Annotated in this window: 23 protein-coding genes; 12 read left to right on the top strand and 11 right to left on the bottom strand. The window is 71.7% G+C overall.

Annotation, left to right across the window (positions count from 1 at the left end):
- Positions 1-285: 285 nt before the first annotated feature.
- Complete coding sequence (locus tag OOJ98_RS32570) at positions 286-1,131, bottom strand: hypothetical protein (RefSeq protein ID WP_267058700.1); 846 nt, start codon at positions 1,129-1,131, stop codon at positions 286-288.
- Between the two features lie 188 nt (positions 1,132-1,319).
- On the opposite strand from OOJ98_RS32570, the gene OOJ98_RS32565 reads away from it, so the two are divergent.
- The 6 genes from OOJ98_RS32565 to cseC all read left to right on the top strand — a co-directional run bounded on the left by OOJ98_RS32565 (position 1,320) and on the right by cseC (position 6,771).
- Positions 1,320-1,946 carry a phosphatase PAP2 family protein gene (locus OOJ98_RS32565; RefSeq protein ID WP_267058699.1) on the top strand — a complete coding sequence of 209 codons (627 nt, stop codon included), beginning with the start codon at positions 1,320-1,322 and terminating at the stop codon, positions 1,944-1,946.
- A gap of 52 nt (positions 1,947-1,998) precedes the next feature.
- Positions 1,999-2,940, top strand: a complete 942-nt coding sequence (locus OOJ98_RS32560; RefSeq protein ID WP_267058698.1) for an A/G-specific adenine glycosylase — start codon at positions 1,999-2,001, stop codon at positions 2,938-2,940.
- A gap of 308 nt (positions 2,941-3,248) precedes the next feature.
- A complete protein-coding gene (locus OOJ98_RS32555) occupies positions 3,249-3,806 on the top strand; it encodes a SigE family RNA polymerase sigma factor (protein ID WP_267058697.1) in 558 nt (185 codons plus the stop codon).
- A 20-nt stretch (positions 3,807-3,826) separates the two neighbouring features.
- Positions 3,827-4,471: a hypothetical protein gene (locus OOJ98_RS32550; RefSeq protein WP_323177959.1), complete on the top strand. Its 645-nt coding sequence runs from the start codon at positions 3,827-3,829 to the stop codon at positions 4,469-4,471.
- A gap of 149 nt (positions 4,472-4,620) precedes the next feature.
- Entirely contained in the window at positions 4,621-5,325 is a 705-nt protein-coding gene (cseB, locus tag OOJ98_RS32545) for a two-component system response regulator CseB (RefSeq protein WP_267058695.1), read from the top strand.
- A 114-nt stretch (positions 5,326-5,439) separates the two neighbouring features.
- Positions 5,440-6,771 carry a two-component system sensor histidine kinase CseC gene (gene cseC, locus OOJ98_RS32540; RefSeq protein ID WP_267058694.1) on the top strand — a complete coding sequence of 444 codons (1,332 nt, stop codon included), beginning with the start codon at positions 5,440-5,442 and terminating at the stop codon, positions 6,769-6,771.
- A gap of 664 nt (positions 6,772-7,435) precedes the next feature.
- Here the strand turns inward: cseC and OOJ98_RS32535 are convergent.
- Positions 7,436-8,962 (bottom strand): MDR family MFS transporter, encoded by a 1,527-nt coding sequence (locus OOJ98_RS32535; protein WP_267058693.1) that lies wholly within the window; start codon positions 8,960-8,962, stop codon positions 7,436-7,438.
- Here OOJ98_RS32535 and OOJ98_RS32530 point away from each other — a divergent pair.
- Both OOJ98_RS32530 and OOJ98_RS32525 read left to right on the top strand, forming a co-directional pair.
- The gene (locus OOJ98_RS32530) at positions 8,946-9,077 is read left to right on the top strand and encodes a hypothetical protein (RefSeq protein WP_267058692.1); all 132 of its coding nucleotides are present in this window, start codon (positions 8,946-8,948) and stop codon (positions 9,075-9,077) included. The two genes, OOJ98_RS32535 and OOJ98_RS32530, sit on opposite strands and share 17 nt — an antisense overlap.
- A 135-nt stretch (positions 9,078-9,212) precedes the next feature.
- Positions 9,213-9,779: a TetR/AcrR family transcriptional regulator gene (locus OOJ98_RS32525; protein ID WP_267058691.1), complete on the top strand. Its 567-nt coding sequence runs from the start codon at positions 9,213-9,215 to the stop codon at positions 9,777-9,779.
- Between the two features lie 34 nt (positions 9,780-9,813).
- On the opposite strand, the gene OOJ98_RS32520 is transcribed toward OOJ98_RS32525, so the two are convergent.
- The gene (locus OOJ98_RS32520) at positions 9,814-10,479 is read right to left on the bottom strand and encodes a M23 family metallopeptidase (RefSeq protein ID WP_267058690.1); all 666 of its coding nucleotides are present in this window, start codon (positions 10,477-10,479) and stop codon (positions 9,814-9,816) included.
- 323 nt (positions 10,480-10,802) lie between these two features.
- On the opposite strand from OOJ98_RS32520, the gene OOJ98_RS32515 reads away from it, so the two are divergent.
- From OOJ98_RS32515 to OOJ98_RS32505, 3 genes are all read left to right on the top strand, one after another.
- Positions 10,803-14,084, top strand: a complete 3,282-nt coding sequence (locus tag OOJ98_RS32515; protein ID WP_267058689.1) for an NACHT domain-containing NTPase — start codon at positions 10,803-10,805, stop codon at positions 14,082-14,084.
- Positions 14,085-14,155: 71 nt separating this feature from the next.
- Positions 14,156-14,500, top strand: a complete 345-nt coding sequence (locus OOJ98_RS32510; protein WP_267058749.1) for a trypco2 family protein — start codon at positions 14,156-14,158, stop codon at positions 14,498-14,500.
- The gene (locus OOJ98_RS32505; RefSeq protein ID WP_267058688.1) at positions 14,497-17,721 is read left to right on the top strand and encodes an NACHT domain-containing protein; all 3,225 of its coding nucleotides are present in this window, start codon (positions 14,497-14,499) and stop codon (positions 17,719-17,721) included. The genes OOJ98_RS32510 and OOJ98_RS32505 overlap by 4 nt, the downstream gene beginning before the upstream one ends.
- 90 nt (positions 17,722-17,811) lie before the next feature.
- Here the strand turns inward: OOJ98_RS32505 and OOJ98_RS32500 are convergent, their stop codons facing one another.
- On the bottom strand, positions 17,812-20,337 hold the full coding sequence (locus tag OOJ98_RS32500) for an ATP-dependent Clp protease ATP-binding subunit (RefSeq protein ID WP_120722094.1): 2,526 nt from the start codon (positions 20,335-20,337) through the stop codon (positions 17,812-17,814).
- A gap of 429 nt (positions 20,338-20,766) precedes the next feature.
- On the opposite strand from OOJ98_RS32500, the gene OOJ98_RS32495 reads away from it, so the two are divergent.
- A complete protein-coding gene (locus OOJ98_RS32495; protein WP_267058687.1) occupies positions 20,767-21,402 on the top strand; it encodes an SCO3374 family protein in 636 nt (211 codons plus the stop codon).
- Here OOJ98_RS32495 and OOJ98_RS32490 read toward each other — a convergent pair.
- From OOJ98_RS32490 to nadC, 7 genes are all read right to left on the bottom strand, one after another.
- On the bottom strand, positions 21,381-21,722 hold the full coding sequence (locus tag OOJ98_RS32490; RefSeq protein WP_053729112.1) for an Lsr2 family protein: 342 nt from the start codon (positions 21,720-21,722) through the stop codon (positions 21,381-21,383). The two genes, OOJ98_RS32495 and OOJ98_RS32490, sit on opposite strands and share 22 nt — an antisense overlap.
- 153 nt (positions 21,723-21,875) lie before the next feature.
- Positions 21,876-22,406 (bottom strand): amino-acid N-acetyltransferase, encoded by a 531-nt coding sequence (locus OOJ98_RS32485; RefSeq protein WP_267058686.1) that lies wholly within the window; start codon positions 22,404-22,406, stop codon positions 21,876-21,878.
- Positions 22,407-22,415: 9 nt separating this feature from the next.
- Complete coding sequence (locus OOJ98_RS32480) at positions 22,416-22,874, bottom strand: BlaI/MecI/CopY family transcriptional regulator (RefSeq protein WP_267058685.1); 459 nt, start codon at positions 22,872-22,874, stop codon at positions 22,416-22,418.
- A 122-nt stretch (positions 22,875-22,996) separates the two neighbouring features.
- On the bottom strand, positions 22,997-23,170 hold the full coding sequence (locus OOJ98_RS32475) for a hypothetical protein (protein ID WP_267058684.1): 174 nt from the start codon (positions 23,168-23,170) through the stop codon (positions 22,997-22,999).
- Between the two features lie 13 nt (positions 23,171-23,183).
- A complete protein-coding gene (locus OOJ98_RS32470; RefSeq protein ID WP_267058748.1) occupies positions 23,184-23,804 on the bottom strand; it encodes a hypothetical protein in 621 nt (206 codons plus the stop codon).
- Positions 23,805-23,963: 159 nt separating this feature from the next.
- Positions 23,964-24,770, bottom strand: coding sequence for a type III pantothenate kinase (locus OOJ98_RS32465; RefSeq protein ID WP_267058683.1), 807 nt, complete (start codon positions 24,768-24,770; stop codon positions 23,964-23,966).
- Complete coding sequence (nadC, locus tag OOJ98_RS32460; protein ID WP_267058682.1) at positions 24,770-25,792, bottom strand: carboxylating nicotinate-nucleotide diphosphorylase; 1,023 nt, start codon at positions 25,790-25,792, stop codon at positions 24,770-24,772. Before nadC ends, OOJ98_RS32465 begins: the two co-directional genes overlap by 1 nt.

Here is a 25,792-nt window from a genome sequence, read left to right as displayed (position 1 = left end):
CTCGTCCTCAAACGCCGGACAGGCTGAGGATGCCAGGTCTGGGCACCCTGCCACCTTCAGCCGACGCCTCCAGGGGCACGACGCCGGGTCACCTACAGGGGCGCGGGGAACTGCGCGAGACGCGAGCACGGCCCGCGGACGACCGACGCTCCTAGGGGCGCGGGGAACTGCGCGACCAGCCGTCCACGGTCCGCGGACGACCGACGCCTTTAGGGGCGCGGGGAACTGCGCGGGTGCTCGGCACTCGGCATGAGGGGGCAGGCGAAAGGGGTGGGCCCGGAGGGGCTAGTCCTTGGCCAGGGCGAAGGAGGCGCGGGCCACCGGGAGGCCGGGGAAGTGGGCCTCGACCAAGTACGTGCCCGCATCCACCGCCCCCGCCGAGGGAGTCGCACAACCCGGCGCCGACTTCGACCGGTCCCACTCCACGGTGTGGGTGATCGACGAGGCCCCCGGCACCTGGAAGAACGCCCCGGCGTCACCCGAGACGCAGTCCTCCGTGGACCACACCCGGTCATTGGCGGTGGAGGTCACCGTCACCACCGCCCCCTTCGGCCCGAGATCCGCCTTGCACGCCGACGACGCGTTGTTCTTGAGGACGACCTCGATGCGCGGCTTCTCCCCGGGCTCGTAGGACGTCTTCGTGCTGCGCAGCACCAGGCTCAGCGAGCCCGGCGCACAGGTCGGCAGGCTCGACCCGGCCGACACCCGGGTCCCGGTGTCGCCGACGCCGCCGCCCGAACTCCCGCCGCCCGAACCGGAGTCGGAGCCGCCCGACCCGCCCGAGCCCGTACTCGTGCCGCCGTCAGCGGAGTTGGCCCCGCCGGAGCCGCCGGAACCCCCGGAACCGCCCGAGCCGCCGGAACCACCGGACCCGCCCGAGCCGCCCGACTGGTCGCGGCCGCCCGGCGCGGTGCTGATGGCGGGGCCCGAGCCGGAGGGGCCCGGGGTGATCGAATGCGTGGGATCCGGGCCCTTGTTGGTGCCGCCGCCCCGGTTCCCGCTGCCGCCGCCGGAGGTGACGGCCCAGAGGACGAGGACGGCGAGCAGGGCGATCAAGGACAGCGCGACCGCCCTCCGTCGCCAGTAGATGGAGGAGGGAAGCGGCCCGACCGGATTGCGCAGTGATCCCACGCACCGAACCTTACGAGAGATCGGCGCCAACTCCCGCCCCACCCGCCGCTACTCCGCGCAAGTTTTGCGGATCATCATCCCGGAGCGGCCCGCGTCCGCGCCGGGGATGTCATGTTCCCGTCGCCCGGCGGCCACCGGGTGGTCGGCTCGTGGTCGCCGCTCCTTCATCATTCATACTGTCCGTCACCATGGATAGTGAGCTCTACCGCAACATCACCGACTTCGCCCACGACATGCCGTCCTGGGTGCAGAGCTTCGTCGAGGTCTGGACGGAGCTCGGCCTGCTGCTCTTCGGCGTGCTGTTCGTCTGCGCCTGGTGGCGGGCCCGCCGCAGGGACACGACGTCGTTCGCCCTGGCCCTGCTCGCGCCCCTCGCGACGGCCGCCGCCTACGTGTGCAGCGAGGTGATCAAGTCGCTGATCGACGAGGAGCGGCCCTGCCGGGCCGTGGCGGGCGCGGCGACCTCGCTGATCGCCTGCCCCGCCCACGGCGACTGGTCGTTCCCCTCCAACCACGCCACCATCGCGGGCGCCGCCGCCGTCGGCCTCGCCCTCGCGTGGTCGCGGATCTGGATGCTCACCGTGCCGATGGCGCTCGCCATGGCCTTCTCGCGGGTCTTCGTCGGGGTGCACTACCCGCACGACGTGGCGGTCGGCCTGATCCTCGGCTCGCTGATCGCGCTGCTCGTCGTCAAGGCGGGCACGCGGCCGGTGCGGAGGCTGGCCGAGTCGATGCGTACGAGTGAGGTGTCGGCGGTCGCGTGGTTCGCGGGACCCGGCGCACGTGTGCACGCCAGGCAGCACGCACGCCGCTGAGGCGCACCGCGCGCCCCCTTCGACGGCCGGTCGTGCCAGGATCGGCTCTGCGATGAACATTCTGCCGACGACGCCCCCCGTGTCCCCCGTGTCCCCCGTGTCCACGACCGAGACGACCGAGCCCGCCGTCCTCCACGAATCCGTCATCGGATGGTTCGGCGAGCACGCCCGCGACCTGCCCTGGCGCCGCCCCGAAGCGGGCGCCTGGGGCGTGATGGTCAGCGAGTTCATGCTCCAGCAGACCCCCGTCAGCCGGGTCCTGCCGGTGTACGAGCAGTGGCTGGCGCGCTGGCCGCGCCCGGCCGACCTGGCCGCCGACGCCCCCGGCGAGGCGGTCCGCGCCTGGGGCCGGCTCGGCTATCCGCGCCGGGCGCTGCGCCTGCACGGCGCGGCCCTCGCCATAACGGAACGCCACGGCGGCGACGTACCGTCCGACCACGCCCAGCTCCTTGCGCTGCCCGGCATCGGCGAGTACACGGCCGCCGCGGTCGCCTCCTTCGCGTACGGACAGCGCCATGCCGTGCTGGACACGAATGTGCGCCGGGTCTTCGCGCGCGCCGTGACCGGTGTGCAGTACCCGCCGACCGCGACCACCGCCGCCGAGCGCCGGCTCGCCCGCGCCCTGCTTCCCGAGGACGACGTCACCGCGGCCCGCTGGGCGGCGGCCTCCATGGAGCTCGGCGCGCTGGTGTGCACCGCGAAGAACGAGACGTGCGTGCGCTGCCCGATCGCCGGGCGGTGCGCCTGGCGGCTGGCCGGGAAGCCCGCGCACGAGGGCCCCGCGCGCCGCGGCCAGACGTACGCGGGCACCGACCGGCAGGTACGCGGCCGGCTGCTCGCGGTGTTGCGGGAGGCCACCGGTTCGGTGCCGCAGGCGGCGCTCGACGCGGTGTGGCACGAGCCGGTGCAGCGGGCCCGCGCGCTCGACGGCCTGGTCGCGGACGGCCTCGTGGAGCCCCTTGAGGGCGGCTTGTACCGGCTGCCCCAGTCCTGACGGAACCCCGGCCCTCCCGGGGCCGGGCTCCCCGCGGGCCCTCGACACCGTTGTCCGAACCCCGTTGACATCGTTGCCGACACCGTTGCCGACACCGTTGTCCATCTGCGCCCGTAACGTCCGGAAGAGCGCCGTTACCCCTGGAAAACGGCGGTAAACCTCGGCTGTTACACAACCGATGGCTCACCGTGCGTCGGCCGACGGCTCCTCCGCACAGGCCCGTGACAAGTCGTCCGTAGCTTCATTCCCGTAAGCGACCAGCAGGGACGAGCGGGACCAGCTCACGGGGACGACGGAGGCGGTTGGGTATGGCGCAGGGCGAGGTGCTTGAGTTCGAGGAGTACGTACGCACCCGGCAGGACGCGCTGCTGCGGAGTGCCAGGCGACTGGTTCCGGACCCGGTGGACGCGCAGGACCTCCTCCAGACCGCGCTGGCCCGCACCTACGGCCGCTGGGACGGCATCGCCGACAAGACGCTCGCCGACGCCTACCTGCGCCGCGTCATGATCAACACTCGGACCGAGTGGTGGCGGGCGCGCAAGCTCGAAGAGGTGCCGACCGAGCAGCTGCCGGACGCCCGCGTCGAGGACGGCTCCGAGCAGCGCGCCGACCGCGCCCTGCTCATGGACGTCCTCAAGGTCCTGGCCCCCAAGCAGCGCAGCGTCGTCGTGCTGCGACACTGGGAGCAGATGAGCACCGAGGAGACGGCCGCGGCCCTCGGCATGTCGGCCGGCACGGTCAAGAGCACGCTGCACCGGGCGCTGGCCCGGCTCCGCCAGGAGCTGGAGAGCCGCGAGCTGGACTTCCGTGCGCTGGAGCACGGTTACACGGGCGACGTAAAGGGGCGGGAGCGGTGCGCGGCCTGAGCAGGCACAGGGGGAGCGCTTTGACGGCGGGGACCACGGCACTGGCCGGGATCTCCGCCCTCGGGCTGTTCATGACCGGCTGTTCCACGGGCGGTACCGGCACCCGGGACGAGGGCGAGGCCGCCCAGCCCGACAAGGTGGCCCACGCGACTCCGTCGCCGAGCGTGTCGAGCCCCGCGCCCTTCGAGAAGGTCGATCCGGTGCGGCTGCTCAAGGCCGACCCGAAGGTCAGCGCCCGGGTGAAGGCGCAGCTCAAGCCCTGCACCAAGGACGAGTACCCCATCGACGTGACGTACGGGCACCTGACCGGCACCACCGGGCAGGACGTCATCGTGAACGTCATGAACTGCGCGGACGCCGTGGGTCTCGGCGCCTATGTGTACCGCGCGGGCGGCACCGCGGGCACCTCGTCCTCGTACGACAACGTCTTCACCGCCGAGGAGACCCCCGTCTACGCCGAGATCGACCGGGGCGACCTGGTGGTGACCCGGCAGATGTACGCGCCGGGCGACAAGCCCGCCTTCGCGTCGAGCGAGGTCGTGACGACCTATCACTGGTCGGGCGGCGCGAGCGGTAAGTTCGCCCAGCAGAGCCAGGTCGAGAACGACTACAGCAAGGCCGTCGGCGACGGCGGGACCAGCGCGCCCGTGCCCGCCACTCCCTGACCCGGCCGCCGGGGGCGTCGGGCGCCGGGGCGGGCATGCCGCAGACTGGTACTGCGTCCGGAGCCCCGGCCCGACCGCGGGGCGCCGGAACGGACCGCCGGAGAACGGACCGCCGGAGAACTGAGCCGGAGAACTGAGAGAGCAGCGCGATGGCCGAAACCCATGTCCTGTTCGTCGAGGACGACGACGTCATCCGTGAAGCCACCCAGCTCGCCCTTGAGCGGGACGGCTTCACCGTGACCGCCATGCCCGACGGGCTCTCCGGTCTTGAGGCGTTCCGCGCCGACCGGCCGGACATCGCGCTGCTCGACGTGATGCTGCCGGGCCTCGACGGGGTCAGTCTGTGCCGCCGGATCCGTGACGAGTCGACCGTGCCGGTGATCATGCTCTCCGCGCGCGCCGACTCCATCGACGTCGTCCTCGGCCTGGAGGCCGGCGCGGACGACTACGTCACCAAGCCCTTCGACGGCGCCGTCCTGGTCGCCCGGATCCGTGCCGTGCTGCGCCGCTTCGGTCACGCGGGCGGCCCCGGCGCCGCCACCGAGACCTCCGACGAGGCGCCCGAGCGCGGGGTGCTCGCCTTCGGCGACATCGAGATCGACACCGAGGGCATGGAGGTCCGCAAGGGCGGCGACACCGTCGCCCTCACGCCGACCGAGATGCGGCTGCTGCTCGAATTCTCCTCGGCGCCCGGCACGGTCCTCTCCCGCGACAAGCTCCTGGAGCGGGTCTGGGACTACGGGTGGGGCGGCGACACCCGGGTCGTCGACGTCCATGTGCAGCGGCTCCGCACCAAGATCGGGCAGGACCGGATCGAGACCGTCCGTGGCTTCGGCTACAAGTTGAAGGCATGAGGGACAGATGAGGCGCCCCTCCCTGCGCACCGGCGTCCGCTGCCTGTACCACCCGGGGGCCAACCCCCGGACCCCCGGCCGCGACCCCCTCCGAGCCCAACAGGAGAACCTCGCATGAGGCGCCCCTCCCTGCGCACCGGCGTCCGCTGGAAGATCAGCATCGCGATCACGGCGGTCGGCGCGCTCACCGTGATGGCGCTGAGCCTCGTCGTGCACAACGCCGCCCGGGTCTCGATGCTCGACAACGCCCGCGAAGTGCAGATGGAACGGCTCAACTTCGCGCAGAACTACTACGAGACCAGCAACAAGCGGGTCCGCTTCGGCACCAAGCTGAACGATCCCGCGCTGCCGGTCACCCTCAAGACCAAGGCGCTCCAGGGGCGCAAGGTCTCCTCCGTGCAGGAACGCGGCAGCGGGCCGCCCGACATCTGGGCCGCGGTGCCCGTGGGCAACGGCGACGTCCTGTCGCTGCACTCCACCTTCACCGACCGCAGCTCCAACGTGATGGCCGACCTCGACCGCGCCCTCGTCATCGGCTCGGTCGCGGTGGTCTTCGGCGGCTGCGCCCTCGGCATCCTCATCGGCGGCCAGATCTCGCGCCGGCTGCGCAAGGCGGCCGACGCGGCGGGCAAGGTCGCCGAGGGCAATACGGAGGTCCGGGTGCGGGACGCCATCGGCGGCTTCGTACGTGACGAGACCGATGAGCTCGCCCGCGCCGTCGACGCGCTCACCGACGCGCTCCAGGAGCGCATCGAGGCCGAGCGCCGGGTCACCGCGGACATCGCGCACGAGCTGCGCACCCCGGTCACCGGGCTGCTCACCGCCGCCGAGCTGCTGCCTCCGGGCCGCCCCACCGAGCTGGTACGCAACCGCGCGCAGGCCATGCGCACCCTGGTCGAGGACGTCCTGGAGGTCGCCCGGCTCGACAGCGCGTCCGAGCGGGCCGAGCTGCAGGACATCGCGCTGGGCGAGTTCGTCAGCCGGCGGGTCGCGGCGTTCGACCCGGCGGCGACGGTACGGGTCGTCCACGAGTCCTGGGTCTCCACCGACCCGCGCCGTCTCGAACGCATCCTGGGCAACCTCCTCGGCAACGCCGCCAAGCACGGCGGGGGGCCGGTGGAGGTCACCGTCGAGGGCCGTGTCGTACGGGTCCGCGACCACGGAGCCGGCTTCCCCGAGGCGCTGCTCCGCGAGGGACCGAGCCGGTTCCGCACGGGGTCCAGCGACCGGGCGGGCAACGGGCACGGCCTCGGCCTGACGATCGCCGCGGGCCAGGCCCGGGTGCTCGGCGCCCGGCTCACCTTCCGCAACGTCGCCCCCGAGGGCGGCGCGGGTGCGGGTGCCGGCGGCGCGATCGCGGTCCTCTGGCTCCCGGAACACGCCCCGACCAACACGGGCAGCTTCCCGGTACAGCCCCCGTCGTCAAAGCCCGCCCGTAACCCGTAGCCAGCCCCGGCCCACACCGCCGGACGGGCTGGGTATGCCGATGCCGGGTGCCCTACAGGGGCGCGGGGAACTGCGCGACCAGCCCCGCACGACCCGCACACGAAGGCGGGCGTGCTGGGGCTCCGCCCCAGACCCCGTTCGCGCCTGAAGGGCGCTCGTCCTCAAACGCCGGACAGGCTGAGTATGTGCATGCTGGCACGCGACACCGGGTGCCCTACTAGGGGCGCGGGGAACTGCGCGAGACGCCAGCACGATCCGCAGACGAAAGCGGGGTCGCCTGGGGCTCCGCCCCAGACCCCGTTTCAGGCCTGAACGGCCCTCGTCCTCAAACGCCGGACGGGCTGAGGATGCCGAGCCTGGGCATACCGCCAACGTCAGCCCACCTGGGGGCGCGGGGAACTGCGCGACCAGCCCCGCACGGCCCGCAGACGAAGGCAGGGTTGCTGGGGCTCCGCCCCAGACCCCGAACGCGCCTGAACGGCGCTCGTCCTCAAACGCCGGACCGGCTGAGGTGGCCCGCACGGGCCGGGGTCGAGCAGCTGGACAGGCTGAGCCCAGCCCGCAGCGTGCGGGGTGCAGGAGGCCGCACAAGAAAAAGGCCGCCTCCCCCGCCCCGCACAGGCGGGACCAGGGAGGCGGCGGGGTCGCAGCGGGGTGCCGGTGACTACAGCGCGGGCTCCGACAGCGGTGCCACGTCCTCCGGGGCCGGCTCCTTGCCCGGGGCCGGGGCGGCGGACCCGCGCAGCGGGACCTCCTTGACGAAGAACGCCGCCGCGAACATGGCCACCGCGATGATCGAACCGACCAGGAACGTCCCGTGCGTACCGGAGGAGACGGCGTACTGGTACGCCTCCCGCACCGGCGCCGGCAGCTTCAGCAGGCTCGCGTGGTCCAGCTGCGCCGAGGCGAGGTTGCCCGCACCGGAGGACGCGGCCGAGCCGAGCCGGTGCTTCATCTCGTCGCCGACCCGGGTGGTGAAGATCGCGCCCATGATCGAGACGCCGAAGGACGAGCCGAGCGTACGGAAGAGGGTCGTGGAGGACGAGGCGACGCCCATGTCCTTCATCTCGACGCTGTTCTGCGCGACCAGCATCGTGATCTGCATCAGGAAGCCCATGCCCGCGCCGAGCACCGCCATGTAGACGCCGGACATGAACCGGGTCGTGGTGGTGTCCATCGTGGAGAGGAGGAACAGGCCGATCACGACCAGCGCGCCGCCCATGATCGGGAAGATCTTGTACTTGCCGCTGTTGGTGGTGACGCGGCCCGCGATCAGCGAGACGGCCATCATCGAGAGCAGCATCGGCAGGAGCAGCAGGCCCGAGTTGGTGGCGGAGGCGCCCTGCACGGACTGCTGGTACAGCGGCAGGAAGAGCATCGCGCCGAACATCACGAAGCCGGTGAGGAAGCCGATCCCGGACATGAGCGAGAAGTTGCGGTTGCGGAAGATGTGCAGCGGCACGATCGGCTCGGCGGCCTTCGTCTCGACGAAGAGGAAGCCGACGATCGAGGCGATGCCGAGCGCGATGAGCTCCATGATGATCGCGGAGCCCCAGGCGTACTGCTGGCCGCCCCAGGTGGTGACGAGCACGATCGAGGTGATGCCGACGGTCAGCAGGATCGTGCCGAGGTAGTCGATCCGGCCGCGGGCCCGCTTCTTGGGCAGGTGCAGCACGGCGGTGACCATGGCGAGCGCGACGGCGCCGAGCGGGATGTTGATGTAGAAGGTCCAGCGCCAGCCGAGGTGGTCGGTGATGGCGCCGCCGACCAGCGGGCCGCCGATCATGGCGAGCGCCATGACGCCGGCCATCATGCCCTGGTACTTGCCGCGGTCGCGGGGCGGGATGAGGTCGCCGATGATCGCCATGACGCCGACCATGAGGCCGCCGGCGCCGAGGCCCTGGATGGCGCGGAAGCCGATGAGCTGGCTCATGTCCTGGGCCATGCCGCTGAGCGCGGAGCCGGCCAGGAAGATCACGATGGAGGTGAGGAAGGCGCCCTTGCGCCCGTACATGTCACCGAGCTTGCCCCAGATCGGGGTGGAGGCGGCGGTGGCCAGCGTGTAGGCGGTCACGACCCAGGACAAGTGCTCCAAGCCGCCGAGTTCGCCCACGATCGTCGGCATCGCCGTGTTCACGATCATGTTGTCGAGCATGGCGAGCAGCATCGCGATCATGAGCGCGAGCAGCACGACCCGTACGCTGCGCGGCTGGGGCCCGTCGTTCACCCCCGGCTCCGCAGCCTGCTCTTTTGATATCCCCGTCGCCATCGTCCCCAACTCCCTGAACCTGCCGTCCACCGGGTGAGGCACTTACTTGCCGCCCGGCTAGTTACCACTACACTGGGGAAGGTAGACCCTAACTAGCCGGGCGTCAAGTAAGTAAGTGGCTCCACGGCACGGCCGCCGGGGGACGGCGGCCGTACGCATTCGGGAGAGCGGCATGGCCAGAGGAAACACCCGCCAGCGGATCCAGGACGTTGCCCTGGAGCTCTTCGGCGAGCAGGGGTACGAGAAGACCTCGCTGCGCGAGATCGCCGAGCGGCTGGATGTGACGAAGGCGGCGCTCTACTACCACTTCAAGACCAAGGAAGACATCATCATCAGCCTCTTCCAGGACCTCACGAGGCCCATGGACGAGGTGATCGAGTGGGGCCGGACGCAGCCGGGCACCCTCGACGTCAAACTGGAGATCCTGCGCCGCTACAGCGAGGCCCTCTTCGGGGCCGAGCCGCTGTTCCGCTTCATGCAGGAGAACCAGGCGACCATGCGCGAGCTGAGCATCGGCGAGATGTTCAAGGAGCGGATGCACGCGATGGTCGACCTGCTGAAGGATCCGGACGCCTCGATGGCCGACCGGATCCGGTGCTTCACGGCGCTGTTCTCGATGCACGCCGGGATGTTCGTCCTCAAGGACATGGAGGGCGACCCCGAGGAGAAGCGCGTCAGCGTCCTCGAAGTCGCCAGCGACCTGGTGACCCAGGCGCACCACAACACGTCCCCGCACTAGGGCTGTTGGGTGCGGGCCCGACGGGCGGGACCGGTCAGACGGTGACGCCCACCGTGCGCAGGAAGGCGACCGGGTTGACCGCCGAGCCGTAGTTCGCGGTCTTGCGGATCTCGAAGTGCAGGTGCGGGCCGCTGGAGTTGCCGGTGCTGCCGGACAGCGCGATCCGCTCGCCGGTGGCCACGCTCTGGCCGATGCGTACGTTGATCTTCGACAGGTGGGCGTACTGCGAGTACGTGTTGTCGGCGTGCCGGATCACGATGGCGTTGCCGTACGCGGGACCGTCACCGCCGCCGACCGGGCCCGCCTTCACGACGGTGCCGGCGTGCGCGGCGGAGACCGGCGTGCCGGTGGGCACCGCGAAGTCCTGGCCGGAGTGCTTGTGCGACCACATCGTGCCGCCCAGGCCGAAGGAGGCGCTCAGCGTGTAGCGCTGCACCGGGTGCACCCAGGAGGCGGCCTTGGCGGCGGCGGCCCGCTTCGCCGCGGTGGCGGCCTTGGCCTGCGCCTTCGCCTGGCCGGCGACCGCGCTCGTGGTGGCCGCGGCCGGGGCGAGCGAGGTGGCCTTCGCCTGATCGGCGACGGCGACACCGGTACCGAGCAGCGAGGCGGCCCCCATCGCGGTGGCGACGGCGGCGACTCCCGCGGTGCGCAGCGGGAAGCGGGACGGGCGGGCGGAGCGGAACGGGGCGAGCCGGAGCATGCGGAAGCACTTCCTGACGGGGACGGGGACCGCCGCCGGGCGGGTTCGTCGAGCGGGCCCTGGCGGCAAGCGGGGACCCGGCGCACACAACGGCACACCGGGTCGCACCACCTTGGTAACCCGAACCCCCATCTCCACTCAAAACGCCCATCTACTAACGAAAGCCGTAACGATCAGGTGGGGAATACCCGCGGTGCCCGCGCAACGCCTCCTAATCCGCCTAGTAGGGCCCGGACCGGCTGTGCGGCTTGTCACCGCGGCCCGGACCCCCGGCCTTCCGTTTCGGGACCAAGGTCCCGCCGCCCTCGCTAGGCTGACGCGTCGTGGATCCCGCGCAGATAGTCATCAAGCTCGCGACCGGCGTCGTCGGCCCGCTGGTGAAGAAGCTCTTCGTGACCGAGGGGCCGGGTGCGGGCCTCGTCGACCGCCCCGTACGCCTCTCCTCGTACGTCTCCTTCCGGGGAGAGAAACGCACGCTCACCGACCCGGACCTCCGCCGGCTCGCGGCCGCCCTGGTCAAGGAGGGGTTACGCGCCCACGAGCGGGCCGTGCCGCGCGACGAGGAACAGGCCGTCGTCGACGCGCTCGCCTCCACCCTCTACGCGCTCGGCGAGCTGAGCCTCAGCGACGTCGAGGCGGTGGCGCTCGGCCACGAGGCGCTCGCCCGTGAACTGCGCCGGGCCGGCGGCCACCCCGAGCGCCACCTCTCGGCCGACGCCACCCACTTCTACGACCGCCTCCTGACCGCCACCTGCCTGCACGTCCTGCACTTCTTCACCCAGCGGACCACGTTCGTCCCGGCCACGGTCGTCCAGCAGAGCCGCCGCCAGGCCCGACTCGACGCCAAGGTGGACGAGTTGATGGCCCGGACGCCACGCCCCGACGGCCTCGACGCCGCCTTCGAGCGCCGCTACCTCGGCCATGTCGCCCGCAAGCACGCCAAGTTGACGATCTACGGGCTCGACCTCACCAACTCCCCCGGCATCTGGCCGCTGGACGCCGCCTATCTCAGCCTGGAGGCGACCGCCGCCGGACCGCGCGCCGGGCTCGCCGACCAGCTGCGCACCTCCGCCACCCGCTACGAGCAGCATCCGGGCCTGCTCGCCGCCCGCATCGACCGCTTCCCCGAGCGGGCACCCGAGCCGCCGGTACCCTGCCTGCCGATCCCCGCCGACCAGGCCCTGGCCGGCCACGAGCGCGTCCTGCTGCGCGGCGAGGCCGGCTCCGGCAAGACCACCCTGGTGCAGTGGCTCGCCGTCAGCGCGGCCCGCCGAGGCACCCCCGAGACCGCCGACGGCACCCAGGACGCGGCCGGCACCGACGACCGCATGACGTATCTGCGCGACCGCATCCCCTTCGTGCTGCCCCTGCGCACCCTGACCCGGCACGGCGAGCGGCTGCCCGCGCCCAAGGACTTCCTCGCCGCCGTCGGCTCCCCGCTCGCCGGGGAACAGCCGCCGGGCTGGGAGTCCCGGGTCCTCACCGCGGGCCGCGGCCTGCTCCTGGTGGACGGCATCGACGAGATCCCCGACGCCGAGCGCTCCCGCACCCGCAGCTGGCTCGGCGACCTCATCGGCGCCTTCCCCGGCAACCGCTGGCTCGTCACCTCGCGCCCCTCGGCGGTCCGCGAGGACTGGCTCGGCGACGAGGACTTCGCGGAGCTGACCATGTCCACCATGAGCCCGTCGGGCGTGGCCGCGTTCATCCGCCGCTGGCACACGGCCGCCGGGGCCGGCACCGACGACGACGGAACCCTCGCCGCGTACGAGGCGCAGCTCCTCGACTCCGTACGCACCAAGCCCGACCTCGGCCGGCTCGCCACCAACCCGCTGATGTGCGGCCTGATCTGCGCCCTGCACCGCGACCGCCGCGGCTTCCTGCCGTACGGCCGCAAGGACCTGTACGACGCCGCCCTCACCATGCTGCTCACCCGCCGGGACCGCGAGCGCAGCATGGCCGGCCTGCCCGAGCTGCGCGAGGAGCCGCAGCTCCAGCTGCTCCAGCGCATCGCGTACTGGCTGATCCGCAACGGCCGCACCGAGATGGACCGTTCGCGCGCCGAGCAGATCATCGGGGAGCTGCTCCCCGCGGTCCCCGAGATCTCCCGCCTCGGCGACGCGGCCGCCGTCTACACCCACTTCCTGCACCGCAGCGGGCTGCTGCGCGAGCCGGGCACCGGCACCGTCGAGTTCGTGCACCGCACCTTCCAGGACTTCCTCGGCGCGCGGGCCGCCGTCGAGGAGGGCGCGTGGGGTGAGCTGGTGCGGCACGCCGCCGACGACCAGTGGGAGGACGTCGTCCGGATGGCCGTCGCGCATGCCCGGCCGCGTGAACGCCGGGAGCTCTTCGGGGAGTTGCTCGCCTTCGGCGACAACCACGAATCGTCCGCGGTCCGCATGCGGGTGCACATGCTGGCCGCGACATGTCTGGAGCACGCGGCGGAGCTCGATCCTGCGGTGCGGGCGGAGGTCGAGCGGCATACCACCGGGCTGATCCCGCCCGTCAGCCCCCGGGCGGCGCAGATCCTGGCGAAGGCCGGGCCGCTCATCCTGGACCTGCTGCCCGGCCCGGACGGCCTGGCGGCGGAGACCGCCGAGTGCGTCGTGATCGCCGCCTCGCACACCGGCTCCGACCGGGCGATCCCGTACATGGCCCGGTTCGCGCGCCGTTCGGACCTCAATGTGCGGCGCCAACTCGCCTGGTCCTGGGGGAGGTTCGACACCCAGCAGTACGCCGACGAGGTCATCGCCCACCTCGACCCGACCGACCTGTACTTCTGCGCGACGACCGAGGAGCAGCTGGCGGCGCTGCGCGCGCTGGGCCCCCATGCCCGCCTGGAGGCACGGGGTGACCTGCCGCCGGCGGCGCTGCGGCAGTATCTGCGGGGCGCCAGGCCGGAAGGTCTGCGCATCCGGGACAACGAAACCCTGCGGGACCTCTCGTTCCTCGCCGGGCAGGACGCCCTGGCGGACCTGACGGTCGCGGGATGCCCGAAGATCGCCGACCTGAGCCATCTGCCGGACCTGCCGCTGCGCACCCTGGCCCTGGTCCTGAGTGGCCGTCCCGCCCTGGCGCCGCTCGGCGCCCTGGACGGCCTGGAGGAGCTCTCCCTCGGCGGCGAGGCCGGGGCCGTCTCCGACCTCCCCGCAGGGGCACCGCTGCGGCACCTCACCCTGTCCTGGACCAGCAGGCCGGACGGCGGGCTCCGCGGCATCGACCGGTGCCAGGCCCTGGAACGACTGGTCATCGGTATGGACTGCGGCCCGCAGGACCAGGCCGACTGGGACGCGCTCGCGCTCCTTCCCCGGCTGCGGTCGCTGTACGTCTCGGGCCGGCTGGTCGCCGCGGCACCGCCGTCGGCCCGGCTCGCCTCGCCCTCGTCGATCACGCTCCCCAGCGGGATCAGCCAGCACACCGTGGACCGGCTCCCCCACCTCTTCCCCGCCATGCGGACGCTGATGGTCCGCTCCACCCTGTCGGACGTCGACCTCAGCCCGCTGGCGGCGGCCCGCCATCTGCGGCGGATCTGGCTGACGCATCAGGGAGGCGCGCTGCGCGGCATGGAAGCACTGGGTCCCGGCGTCGCGATCGACGTCGCCGGCTGAGCCCGGCCGCGTCCCGCCCCTGTCCCAACTGCCGCTCCCGGCGCGACACTTGGGACGAGGCGAGGGGGCGCATCATGACCGACGACAGTGCCGCGTTCGACGGGATCGAGCTGGCCGACGCCATCGAGTCCGTACGGGATCAGCTCACCGAGGCCGCCGCGCGGGCGACCGGAGAGCCGCTCGTCTTCGAACTCGGCGCCATCCACATGGAGTTCACGCTCGAACTCCGCAAGGAGGTCAAGGGCGGCGCCAAGGTGCGGGCCTGGGTGGTGGACGCGGGCGCGGACGCCGGGCGGATCACCGGGCGCACCCACAAGGTGTCGTTCACGCTGACCCCGCACACCGCCCCCGACGGCTCCGCCTGGCAGGTCGGCAACGACCGGCCCGGCGGGCGCTTCGGGCCCGGCCCGCGGTGAGCACGGGGCTGCCCACGACCGCCGACCGGGTCGTGGCCGTCCTGTCCGACGCGCGCCAGGGCAGCGGGGTCGTCGTGTCGCCGTGGCTGGTGCTGACCTGCGCGCACAACCTGGTGGGCCCGGCGCCCGTGCGGCTCGCCCACCCCGCCATCGGCGAGGTGGGCGCCCGGGTCCTGTGGCGGGACGAGCGGGTGGACGCGGCGCTGCTCTACAGCGACGAGGAGCTGCTGCCCGGGATGCTGCGGCTCGGCTCCGTCGACACCGCGCAGTCACTGCCGGGCTGCGAGATCATCGGCTTCCCCGACATCCAGCGCTACGGCGCCGACCACCACCTGGACTACGACCAGTTCGTGGGTACGGTCCTGCCGGTCGCGGGGAGCCTGCGTGACGACCTGGTCTGCGAGCTGCACCGGCCGCCCGCCGCCGAGCGCGCCGACGGCAGCTCGCCGCTGGCCGGACTGTCCGGCGCGCCGCTCTTCGCGGGGGCGACCCTGCTCGGCCTGGTCAAGGAGATCCCGCGCGGCCGGGGCCACCGCAGGGTGGTGTGCGTGCCGCTGCGCTCCGTCCACGCGATGGAGGGCTTCCGTGCCGCGTTCGCGACCCTGGCCGCCGTCACCGGCCTCGAACTGGTCACCGGCGTGCCCCCGGAGGACCAGCGCTACGAGCAGGAGTACGCCGAGGCCATCGGCGCCGCGTACCGCAAGACGAAGATCTTCGGTCTCGACGAGCTGAACAAGCGGGACTCCGAATGGGACCTGGACACCGCCTACCTCAGCCTGGAGGCGAGGCCCAAGGCCGCCGAGCCGCCGCAGGCCGGCCGCTCCCTGACGGACAGCGCGCCGCAGCGCATCGACGCGCTGCTCGCCTCCCGGCCCCGGGTCCTGATCCGCGGCGAGGCCGGTGCCGGCAAGACCACCCTGGTGTGGTGGCTCGCGGCGCACGCGGCGGCCGGGCGGCTCGGCCCGGGGCTCGCCGACCTCAACGCGCTGGTCCCGTTCGTGGTGCCGCTGCGCAGCCTGCGCGCCCAGGGCGCCACCTTCCCGCTGCCCGCCCAACTCCCCACCGCGGCACGGCTCGTGGTGGACGCGGCGCCCGACGGGTGGGCCGGGCGCGTCCTGAAGACCGGGCGGGCGCTGCTCCTCGTCGACGGCCTGGACGAGGTGCCGCAGGAGGACCGCGAGGAGGCCCACCGCTGGCTCGCCGCGCTCCTGGACCGCTATCCGCGGACCCGCTGCGTGGTGACGGTGCGGCCGATGGCGGTCGAGCCGGACTGGCTGAAGTACGCCGGCTTCGAGGAGCTGCGGCTGCTCCCGATGAACGACGAGGACATCACCGCGTTCATCGCCGCCTGGCACCGCGCGGCCCGCCTCGACAGCGGGCCGCACGAGGACCTGGACGAGCTGGAGCGCGACCTGTCCGAGCAGTTCAAGCAGAACAGCAACCTCAAGGGCCTGGCCCGCACCCCGCTCCTGTGCGCCGTCATCTGCGCGCTGCACCGGCTGCGCCAGGGCTTCCTGCCCGACACCCGCTGGCAGCTCTACGAGGCGGCGCTGCGGATGCTGCTCGGCAACCGGGACCAGCAGCGCAAGGTCCCGGCGGCCGAGGGCATCGCGATCGGCGCCGAGGAGTGCACCGAACTGCTCCAGCGGATCGCGGTGTGGCTGGTGCGCGAGGGGCAGTCGGAGTTCACCCGCGAACAGGCGCTGCGCCGCCTTGAGCGGGCCCTGCGCGGCATGGAGAACGTACGCGCCCAGGGCACCGCCGACGACGTACTGCGGCATCTGCTCAACCGCAGCGGGCTGCTCCAGGAACGCGCCGACAACGTCTTCCAGTTCACCCACCGCACCTTCCAGGACTTCCTCGCCGCCAAGGAGTTCGTGGACGACGGGCACCTGGGCGAACTCCTGCGGCACGCCCCGGAGGAGCAGCAGTGGCAGGACGTGATCCTGCTCGCCGCCGGGCACTGCGGCCGCCGCGACCGGGCCGCCCTCGTCAACGGGCTCCTCGACGCCGCCGCCCGGCAGCGCGGCCACCAGGACCGGGCGAAGATCGAGGTCCTCGCGGCGCGCTGCGCGCAGAACACCGCCTACTTCGACGAGGACACCCACCGCCGGGTCGGCGAGCACATCAAGGCGCTGCTGCCGCCGCGCGACCTGGAGACCGTCACCCTGCTGGCACGTCTCGGCCCGTCGGTGCTCAAACACCTGCCGGACCCGGCGGACACGCCCCGCGAGGCGCTGGGCGACGTGGTCGCGCTCATCAACCGGGTCGGCGGCGCCGAGGCCATCGAGCACGCCGGGGCATGGGCGGCGGCCCACCCGGGCACCGTCGACCTGTTCGCCACCGAGTGGTCGCGCTATCCCGCCGAGCGGTACGCCCGTGAGGTGCTGGCCCGGCTCGATCTGCGCGAGGCCCGGCTGCACGTGGAGACCCGGTGGCAGCTGGCGCAGCTGCCGCACGTGCCGGGCGCCCGCCGGCTGTGGATCACCGTCCCGCCGGACCTCACCGCGGCCGAGCTCCACAGGGCGCTGCGCGGCCGCACCGTGACCGCGCTGCGGCTCAACAGCACCGACCGCCTGACCGACCTGGCGTTCCTGCGGGACAGCGCGGAGTGGCTCGAAGACCTGGAGGTGCTGCGGGGCTCGGGCCTGCGCGACCTGTCGCAGCTCGGCCGGCTGCCGCGGCTCGCCTCGCTCGGGCTGCTCGACGTGGCCGCCCAGGAGGTCGACCTGGCGCCGCTCGGCTCGGCGGCAGCGCTGCGCACCCTGCTCTTCGGGAGCAGCACCGACCTGCACCTCGCGCAGCTGCCCGTGCTGCCCGGCGTCACCACGCTGCACCTGGAGGCCGACCAGGTCGCCGGATTCGACGCGCTGAGCCACTGGCCGGCCCTCGGCCATCTCGAACTGGCCCCGTCCTCGTCGGCCACCACCCGTCGGCTCCTCGCGTACGTGCGCGGGCGGCCCGGCATCGGACGGCTCGGGGTGGCGCTCAGCTCCGTGGCCGCCCTCGCCGGGGTCGCGCCACTGCCCGGTGTGCGCCACCTCGACCTGTGGCTCGCCAACTCCGACGGCGACCTCGGCGCCGTCCTCGCGGTGTTCCCCGCCCTGACCACGGTGGACCTGGCGGTCGGCACGGTGCAGGCGGGCTCCTGGAACCCGGCGGCCCTGCTGCGCCGCCCCGGCCTCACCGTCACCGTCAACGGCGGCCCGCTCGCCCCCTGAACGGTGCACGCGCGCGCAAAAAGGGCCGGCCCGGCTCGTACGTGACGTACGAGCCGGGCCGGCCCCTTCAGGCGAGACCTCCGGGGAGAGCTACGCCTCCTTGCTCAGGTTCGGACCGCCACCGGCGGCCGCGTCCTCGATCGGGGGGACGTCGGGCAGCGCCGACTTCTCCTCGCCGCGGAAGGTGAACTTCTTCTCCTCACCCTCGCCCTCGGTGCCGATGACCACGATGTGACCGGGGCGCAGCTCACCGAAGAGGATCTTCTCGGAGAGGATGTCCTCGATCTCCCGCTGGATCGTCCGGCGCAGCGGCCGGGCACCCATGATCGGGTCGTAGCCCTTCTTCGCGAGCAGCGACTTGGCCTCGGCATTGAGCTCGATGCCCATGTCGCGGTCCTTGAGGCGCTCGTCCACCTTGTCGATCATGAGGTCGACGATCTGGATGATGTCTTCCTCGGTCAGCTGGTGGAAGACCACAGTGTCGTCGACACGGTTGAGGAACTCGGGGCGGAAGTGCTGCTTCAGCTCCTCGTTGACCTTGGCCTTCATCCGGTCGTAGCCGGTCTTGACGTCACCCTGGGCGGCGAAGCCCAGGTTGAAGCCCTTGGAGATGTCCCGGGTCCCGAGGTTGGTCGTCATGATGATGACCGTGTTCTTGAAGTCCACGACCCGGCCCTGGGAGTCGGTCAGGCGACCGTCTTCCAGAATCTGGAGCAGGGAATTGAAGATATCGGGGTGGGCCTTCTCGACCTCGTCGAACAGGACGACGGAGAACGGCTTGCGGCGCACCTTCTCGGTGAGCTGGCCGCCCTCTTCGTAACCCACGTAACCGGGGGGCGAACCGAAGAGGCGGGAAACCGTGTGCTTCTCGCTGAACTCCGACATGTCGAGGGAGATCAGCGCGTCCTCGTCACCGAAGAGGAATTCCGCCAGCGTCTTCGACAGCTCGGTCTTACCGACACCGGACGGACCGGCGAAGATGAACGAACCACCGGGACGCTTCGGGTCCTTCAGACCGGCACGCGTACGACGGATGGCCTGCGAGAGCGCCTTGATGGCGTCCTTCTGGCCGATGACGCGCTTGTGCAGCTCGTCCTCCATGCGGAGCAGCCGCGAGGACTCCTCCTCGGTGAGCTTGAAGACCGGGATGCCCGTGGCCGTGGCCAGCACCTCGGCGATCAGCTCGCCGTCGACCTCGGCGACGACGTCCATGTCGCCGGCCTTCCACTCCTTCTCGCGCTTGGCCTTCGCGGCGAGCAGCTGCTTCTCCTTGTCGCGGAGAGAGGCCGCCTTCTCGAAGTCCTGGGAGTCGATGGCCGACTCCTTGTCGCGGCGCACGCCCGCGATCTTCTCGTCGAACTCGCGGAGGTCCGGCGGCGCGGTCATCCGGCGGATGCGCATCCGGGAGCCGGCCTCGTCGATCAGGTCGATCGCCTTGTCCGGCAGGAAGCGGTCCGAGATGTACCGGTCGGCCAGCGTCGCGGCCTGGACGAGGGCCTCGTCCGTGATCGAGACGCGGTGGTGGGCCTCGTAGCGGTCGCGCAGACCCTTGAGGATCTCGATGGTGTGCGGCAGCGACGGCTCCGCGACCTGGATGGGCTGGAAGCGGCGCTCGAGGGCCGCGTCCTTCTCCAGGTGCTTGCGGTACTCGTCCAGCGTGGTGGCACCGATGGTCTGGAGCTCACCGCGGGCCAGCATCGGCTTCAGGATGCTCGCCGCGTCGATCGCGCCCTCGGCGGCGCCCGCACCCACCAGGGTGTGGAGCTCGTCGATGAACAGGATGATGTCGCCGCGGGTGCGGATCTCCTTGAGGACCTTCTTCAGGCGCTCCTCGAAGTCACCGCGGTAGCGGGAACCGGCGACCAGGGCGCCGAGGTCCAGCGTGTAGAGGTGCTTGTCCTTGAGCGTCTCGGGCACCTCGCCCTTGACGATCGCCTGGGCCAGGCCCTCGACGACGGCGGTCTTGCCGACGCCGGGCTCGCCGATGAGGACCGGGTTGTTCTTGGTACGGCGCGACAGGACCTGCATGACGCGCTCGATCTCCTTCTCGCGCCCGATGACCGGGTCGAGCTTGGATTCGCGAGCGGCCTGCGTCAGGTTGCGGCCGAACTGGTCGAGCACCAGGGACGTGGAGGGGGTGCCCTCCGCAGGGCCGCCGGCGGTGGCGGCTTCCTTGCCCTGGTAGCCGGAGAGCAGCTGGATGACCTGCTGCCGCACCCGGTTGAGATCGGCGCCCAGCTTCACGAGGACCTGGGCGGCGACGCCCTCGCCCTCGCGGATCAGGCCGAGCAGGATGTGCTCGGTGCCGATGTAGTTGTGGCCGAGCTGGAGGGCCTCGCGGAGCGACAGCTCCAGGACCTTCTTGGCGCGAGGGGTGAAGGGAATGTGCCCGGACGGGGCCTGCTGGCCCTGACCGATGATCTCCTCCACCTGCTGGCGGACCGCCTCGAGCGAAATCCCGAGGCTCTCCAGGGCCTTAGCGGCGACACCCTCACCCTCGTGGATCAGGCCCAGGAGGATGTGCTCGGTGCCGATGTAGTTGTGGTTGAGCATCCGGGCTTCTTCCTGAGCCAGGACGACAACCCGCCGCGCGCGGTCGGTGAACCTCTCGAACATCGTTAATCGCTCCTCAGAGCGGTCGGGCAGTAAGGGGGCGGTCCCCTCCCTGTCCTTCCGCATGCTAGTCCCGCAGGGCGGGACAGCTCATTCCAACTGCCGACACCCGTTCATGCCTCCCGGCCCGAACAGCCGACAACTGCTCCAACCCGATGGTGCGAGACGATGTTCCCGCAGGCCAGACAGATACCCCTGTCTCCAGTACGCCGATGGCGAACGTGAGACCGCCTGACGAGCGTGTCGCCCCTCCCCACTAGGAATGTCTTACCCGTCGGGACCGACACTCCATGCGGCGCACCCCGGTTCCGTAAGCTACGGGCGAACAGCCTTGCGCCTGCACCCGCGTCCGGACGCCTGGAATTCGGCGACAGAACGCATTGGTCCGGGAACCCAGCGTAACTTGGCGGCGTTTCACCAGTTGCTCCGGGCATGGCCTTCACCGTGCCGGCACCCCGCGCCCCCCTGGATGGCCCGCTCGCGCACTGGTACGAGCGCGAGCTCGGCTGGGCCGTTTCGGCCGGGCCCCCCGTCCATCTGCTGACGGGGCTGCGCTTCGACGTCCTCGAACTCCCGGCGACCGCCGGGTTCGCCCTCCTGGAGCGGTACGGGAACACCGGCCCGGTCGCCCTGATGGGACACCGGATGCGGCTGCTCGTCGCCGCGGGGAGCGCGGACGAGCTGCCGGGGCTGCTCGACTGGCTCGAATGGGGCGGGGTCGGCCTCGACCTGACGGCGATCGGCACCGGGGGCCGGATCACCGCCCCCCTGCCGCCCGGCTGGGCCGGTTCGCGAGGGGCCGCCGTGTGGCTGCGACCCCCCGAGCCGGGGTGCGAGGTGGAGGCGTGCCTCCCCTCCTTCACCGGAATCACGCAGTGCGGTGGTGCCGGTGGGAGGGGTGCCGGCGAGAGCCCGGGGAACGCCCTGCGGGGCGGCCGCGCCACGGGCCTCAGCCTCGTTCGGCTGGTGGCCGCGGCGGCGACGGAATGCCACCGGGCCCGGTTGATTCACGCTAAATCCCCAGGTGGTGCGGGGAACGCGGGAACTCAGCCGTTCTGCTTCTCGTAGGCTTCACGGATTTCGGCCGGGACGCGTCCGCGGTCGTTCACGTTGTAACCCTGCTCCTTGGCCCACTTGCGGATCTCCGCAGTGTTCTGGTTGCCGGTGCCGAGCAGCGCGCCGCGCGCCTTGCCACGACCGCCCGCCGCACGGCCACCGGTGCGCCGGCCGCTCTTGACGTAAGGCTCAAGGAGGCCACGGAGCTTGTCCGCGTTGGCGGTGGTGAGGTCGATCTCGAAGCTCTTGCCGTCAAGAGCGAACGTCACGGTCTCGTCAGCCTCGCCACCGTCGAGGTCATCGACAAGAAGGACCTGAACCTTCTGTGCCACCGGATTTCCTTTCATCGAAAATGCAGTACGCGGAAAGGAAACCGCTTTTGACTGGAAAACACAAACCCCCGGCAGAGGTTCAGGATCCTTGCTCCGCGGGAAACGTGCGCGATTCGGACATAGGGTTCCGACAGCTTCCCGGCCCTTCCCCGATCACAGGTGCAGAAGCATCCGGGTGTTGCCCAAGGTGTTCGGCTTCACTCGTTCGAGACCGAGGAACTCCGCGACGCCCTCGTCATAGGAGCGCAGCAGCTCGCTGTAGACATCTGTGTCAACGGTATCGACGGGAGTCTCCTCGATCTCCGTGAACCCGTGCTTCGCGAAGAAGGCGACTTCGAACGTGAGGCAGAAAACCCGCCGCACTCCGAGCCAGCGGGCGGTCTGGAGCAGCTTGCCGAGCACGAGATGCCCGATGCCCGAGCCGTGGAACTGGGGGTCCACCGCGAGAGTACGCACTTCGGCGAGGTCTTCCCACATCACGTGCAGCGCCCCGCAGCCCACCACCCGCGCGTCCGAGTCCCGTTCGGCGACCCAGAACTCCTGGATGGACTCGTAAAGCGTGACCGTCGCTTTGTCGAGCAGGATCCCGTCGTCGACGTACGCGTCGAGAAGGTCGCGCACGGCCCGTACATCGCCGGTCCTGGCGCGGCGGACGGTGACCGCATTAGCGGCGGGATAAGACATGCCTGGACGCTATCGCTCCGTGCTGCCGCCGGGCACATCGCCCTCTTCGGATCCCTGTTCGGGTTCGGGTTCGCGGTCCTGTTCGGGTGCGCGGTCCCGTTCGGGTTCCGGCTCCTGCACCATGCGCACGGCATCGCGCAGCGCTTCGCGCTCCTCGGGGGACATCATGCCGAAGAAGGCGACGAGAGCGGCCGCCCGGTTGTCGCTCCGGGACCAGGCTTCGTTCATCAGGGCGGCGGCGTACGCGGCCCGCGTGGAGACCGCCGTATATCGATAGGCCCGCCCGTCGACTTCCCTGCGGACCCAGCCCTTCTGATGGAGATTGTCCATTACGGTCATGACCGTGGTGTACGCGATCGACCGTTCCTGCTGGAGGTCTTCGAGGACTTCCCGGACGGTCACCGGACGGTTCCACTGCCAGACCCGGGTCATCACGGCGTCTTCCAGCTCTCCCAATTGACGGGGCACATCTGCACCATAGTGGGAGATGTCGCGAATGGCTGGTTATTTGCGATGTGGACGCAGCAAAAAGGGCGCACGAAGGGAAATACCCCGTGCGCCCCTGCCGTATGTGTCCGCCCCGGCCCGGGTCAGGAGGCCGCGGGCTTCTGCTGCGCGGCCTCGGCGCGCGCGAGCGCGCTGTCCACGGCCGCGTCCTCCTTGCCCTTGTTGGGGCCGCCCTGGCTCTTCACGATCGTCACGACGAGCGCGGTGAAGAAGATGGCCATCACCACGGGGGGCAGAAGCGCGGAAACGTAGTCCATGGGGACAGAGTAGCTAGCCCGCCCGCCGTTCCTCCGGCGGGGGCACGGGACGGCGGCGTGGCGGGAACGCCTCGGACGGCTTCGGTACGGGCCGCTCCGGCGCGGGGTGCCCGGGTGCCGGGCGGGCCGGGGAGGCCGGGCGCGGCTCGGCGGACGTGCCCTCGCCGTCCTTGCCGTCCTTGCCGCCGCTCCTGTCCCGGTCGGCCGCGCTGCCGCCGACCAGGGTGAGGAGCCGGGTGCGCGGACCCGGCGTCGAGACGGCGCGGCCGGCGAGGCGGGCCCGCACCGAGCGTTCCGCGATCCGGCGGCAGCGCTCCAGGAGGGCGGCGCAGACCGGGTCGGAGCGCAGGGCGCGCAGGGCGGCCAGATCGTCGGGCCCGGGGTCGTAGCCGGCCGCCAGGGCGTCCTGGAGCAGCTCGGTGTAGCCGGGCAGCGAGCCGGGGAGCGCGTCGCGGTAGCGGACGAGGTCGGCGAGGAGGAAGGCGCGCAGCCGCTCTCCCTCGTGGACCGCCTCGTCCACGGAGTCGGCGAGGCGCATGCAGTCCTTGATGTCCTCATCCTGGACGGCGCTGGGGTGGAGGGCGATGGCGAGGGCGCGTCGGAGCACACGCAGCTCGTCCGCACCGAACGCCATGCCGCCGCGGGATCCGTATGGCGTGGGCATGCGGCGACGATACGTCCTAAAGGGACAAAATCCTCTTAACAGGCCGATGCCGGGCGCGTTGACGGAACAGCCCGTTCCGCGCGCCCGGCCGCCGCCGCGAGGCCTCGGGGGCCTCGGGGCTTCAGGGCTTCAGGAGCGCGCCACGTTGCGTTCGTACACGAGGCGGAGACCGATCAGGGTCAGCCACGGCTCGTGCTCGTCGATCTCCTCGGCCTCGCCGAGCACCATCGGCGCGAGGCCGCCGGTGGCGATGACCGTGACGTCGTCCGGGTCGCCGTCGGGGCCGACCAGCTCGCGCTTCATGCGCCGAACGACCCCGTCGACCTGGCCGGCGAAGCCGTACACGATGCCGGACTGCATGGCCTCGACGGTGTTCTTGCCGATCACCGCGCGCGGCCGGGCCACCTCGATCTTGCGGAGCTGGGCGCCGCGGATGCCGAGCGCGTCGACGGAGATCTCGATGCCGGGGGCGATGACGCCGCCGGTGTACTCGCCGCGCGCGGTGACCGCGTCGAACGTCGTACCCGTACCGAAGTCGACGACGATCGCCGGGCCGCCGTACAGCTCGACGGCGGCGACCGAGTTGACGATGCGGTCGGCGCCGACCTCCTTCGGGTTGTCCGTCAGGACCGGCACGCCCGTCTTGATGCCGGGCTCCACCAGGATCGCCGGCACGTCGCCGTAGTAGCGGCGGGTCACCTCGCGCAGCTCGTGCAGGACGGAGGGGACGGTCGCGCAGATGGCGATGCCCTCGATGCCGTCGCCCAGCTCGGCGCCGAGCATCGGGTGGGTGCCCATCAGACCGTGGAGCAGAACCGCCAGTTCGTCCGCGGTGCGGCGGGCGTCGGTGGAGATCCGCCAGTGCTCGACGACCTCCTCGCCGTCGAACAGGCCGAGGACGGTATGGGTGTTGCCGACGTCGATGGTGAGCAGCATCAGATGCGGCCCTCTCCGGCCTCGCGCAGGTCCAGGCCGATGTCCAGGATCGGCGAGGAGTGGGTGAGCGCGCCGACCGCCAGGTAGTCGACGCCCGTCTCGGCGTACGCGCGGGCGTCGGCCAGGGTGAGGCGGCCCGAGGACTCCAGCATCGCGCGGCCCGCGACCAGGGCGACGGCCTCGGCGGTCCCGGCCGGGGTGAAGTTGTCCAGCAGGATCAGATCGGCGCCCGCGTCCAGGACCTCGGTGACCTGGGCCAGGGTGTCGACCTCGACCTCGATGGCGAGGTCCGGGAAGCGGTCGCGTACGGCCTTGAAGGCCTCGGCCACCCCGCCGGCCGCCACCACGTGGTTGTCCTTGACCAGCGCCGCGTCCGAGAGGGACATGCGGTGGTTGACGCCGCCGCCGCAGCGCACCGCGTACTTCTCCAGGGCGCGCAGGCCCGGGGTGGTCTTGCGGGTGTCGCGGACCTTGGCGCCGGTGCCTTCGAGGGCGTCGGCCCAGGCGCGGGTGGCGGTCGCGATGCCGGAGAGCCGGCACAGCAGGTTGAGGGCGCTGCGCTCGCCGGTCAGCAGGTCGCGGGTGCGGGTGGTGACGCTGAGCAGCTTCTGGCCGGCCTCGACGCGGTCGCCGTCGGCGACGTGCCGCTCGACCTCGAACTCCTCGGTGCACACGATGGACAGGATCGCCTCGGCGACCCGCAGGCCCGCCACGGTGCCGGCCTCGCGCGCGGTGAAGTCACCGGTGGCGACGGCGTCCTGCGGGACGGTCGCGGCCGACGTCACGTCGACGCCGCCGTCCAGGTCCTCCTCGATGGCGAGGTGCGCGATGTCCTCGACCTGGACGGGGTCGAGGCCGGACTCGGCGAGCAGCACGGCGAGCGCGGGGTCGAGCCCGCACTCGTACACCTCCTCGCCGCCGCAGCCGCAGTCGTCGCCGCAGCCGCCGCCCTGGGCGGGCGCACCGATCTGGATCAGGGGGACGTCCACCGGCTGGGGACGGAGTTCCTCGGGCGTGCTCAC

Origin of the sequence: Streptomyces sp. NBC_00083, assembly GCF_026343295.1 — a bacterium.
Taxonomy (GTDB): Bacteria; Actinomycetota; Actinomycetes; order Streptomycetales; family Streptomycetaceae; genus Streptomyces.
This window is presented reverse-complemented; position numbering and strand designations above follow the sequence as displayed.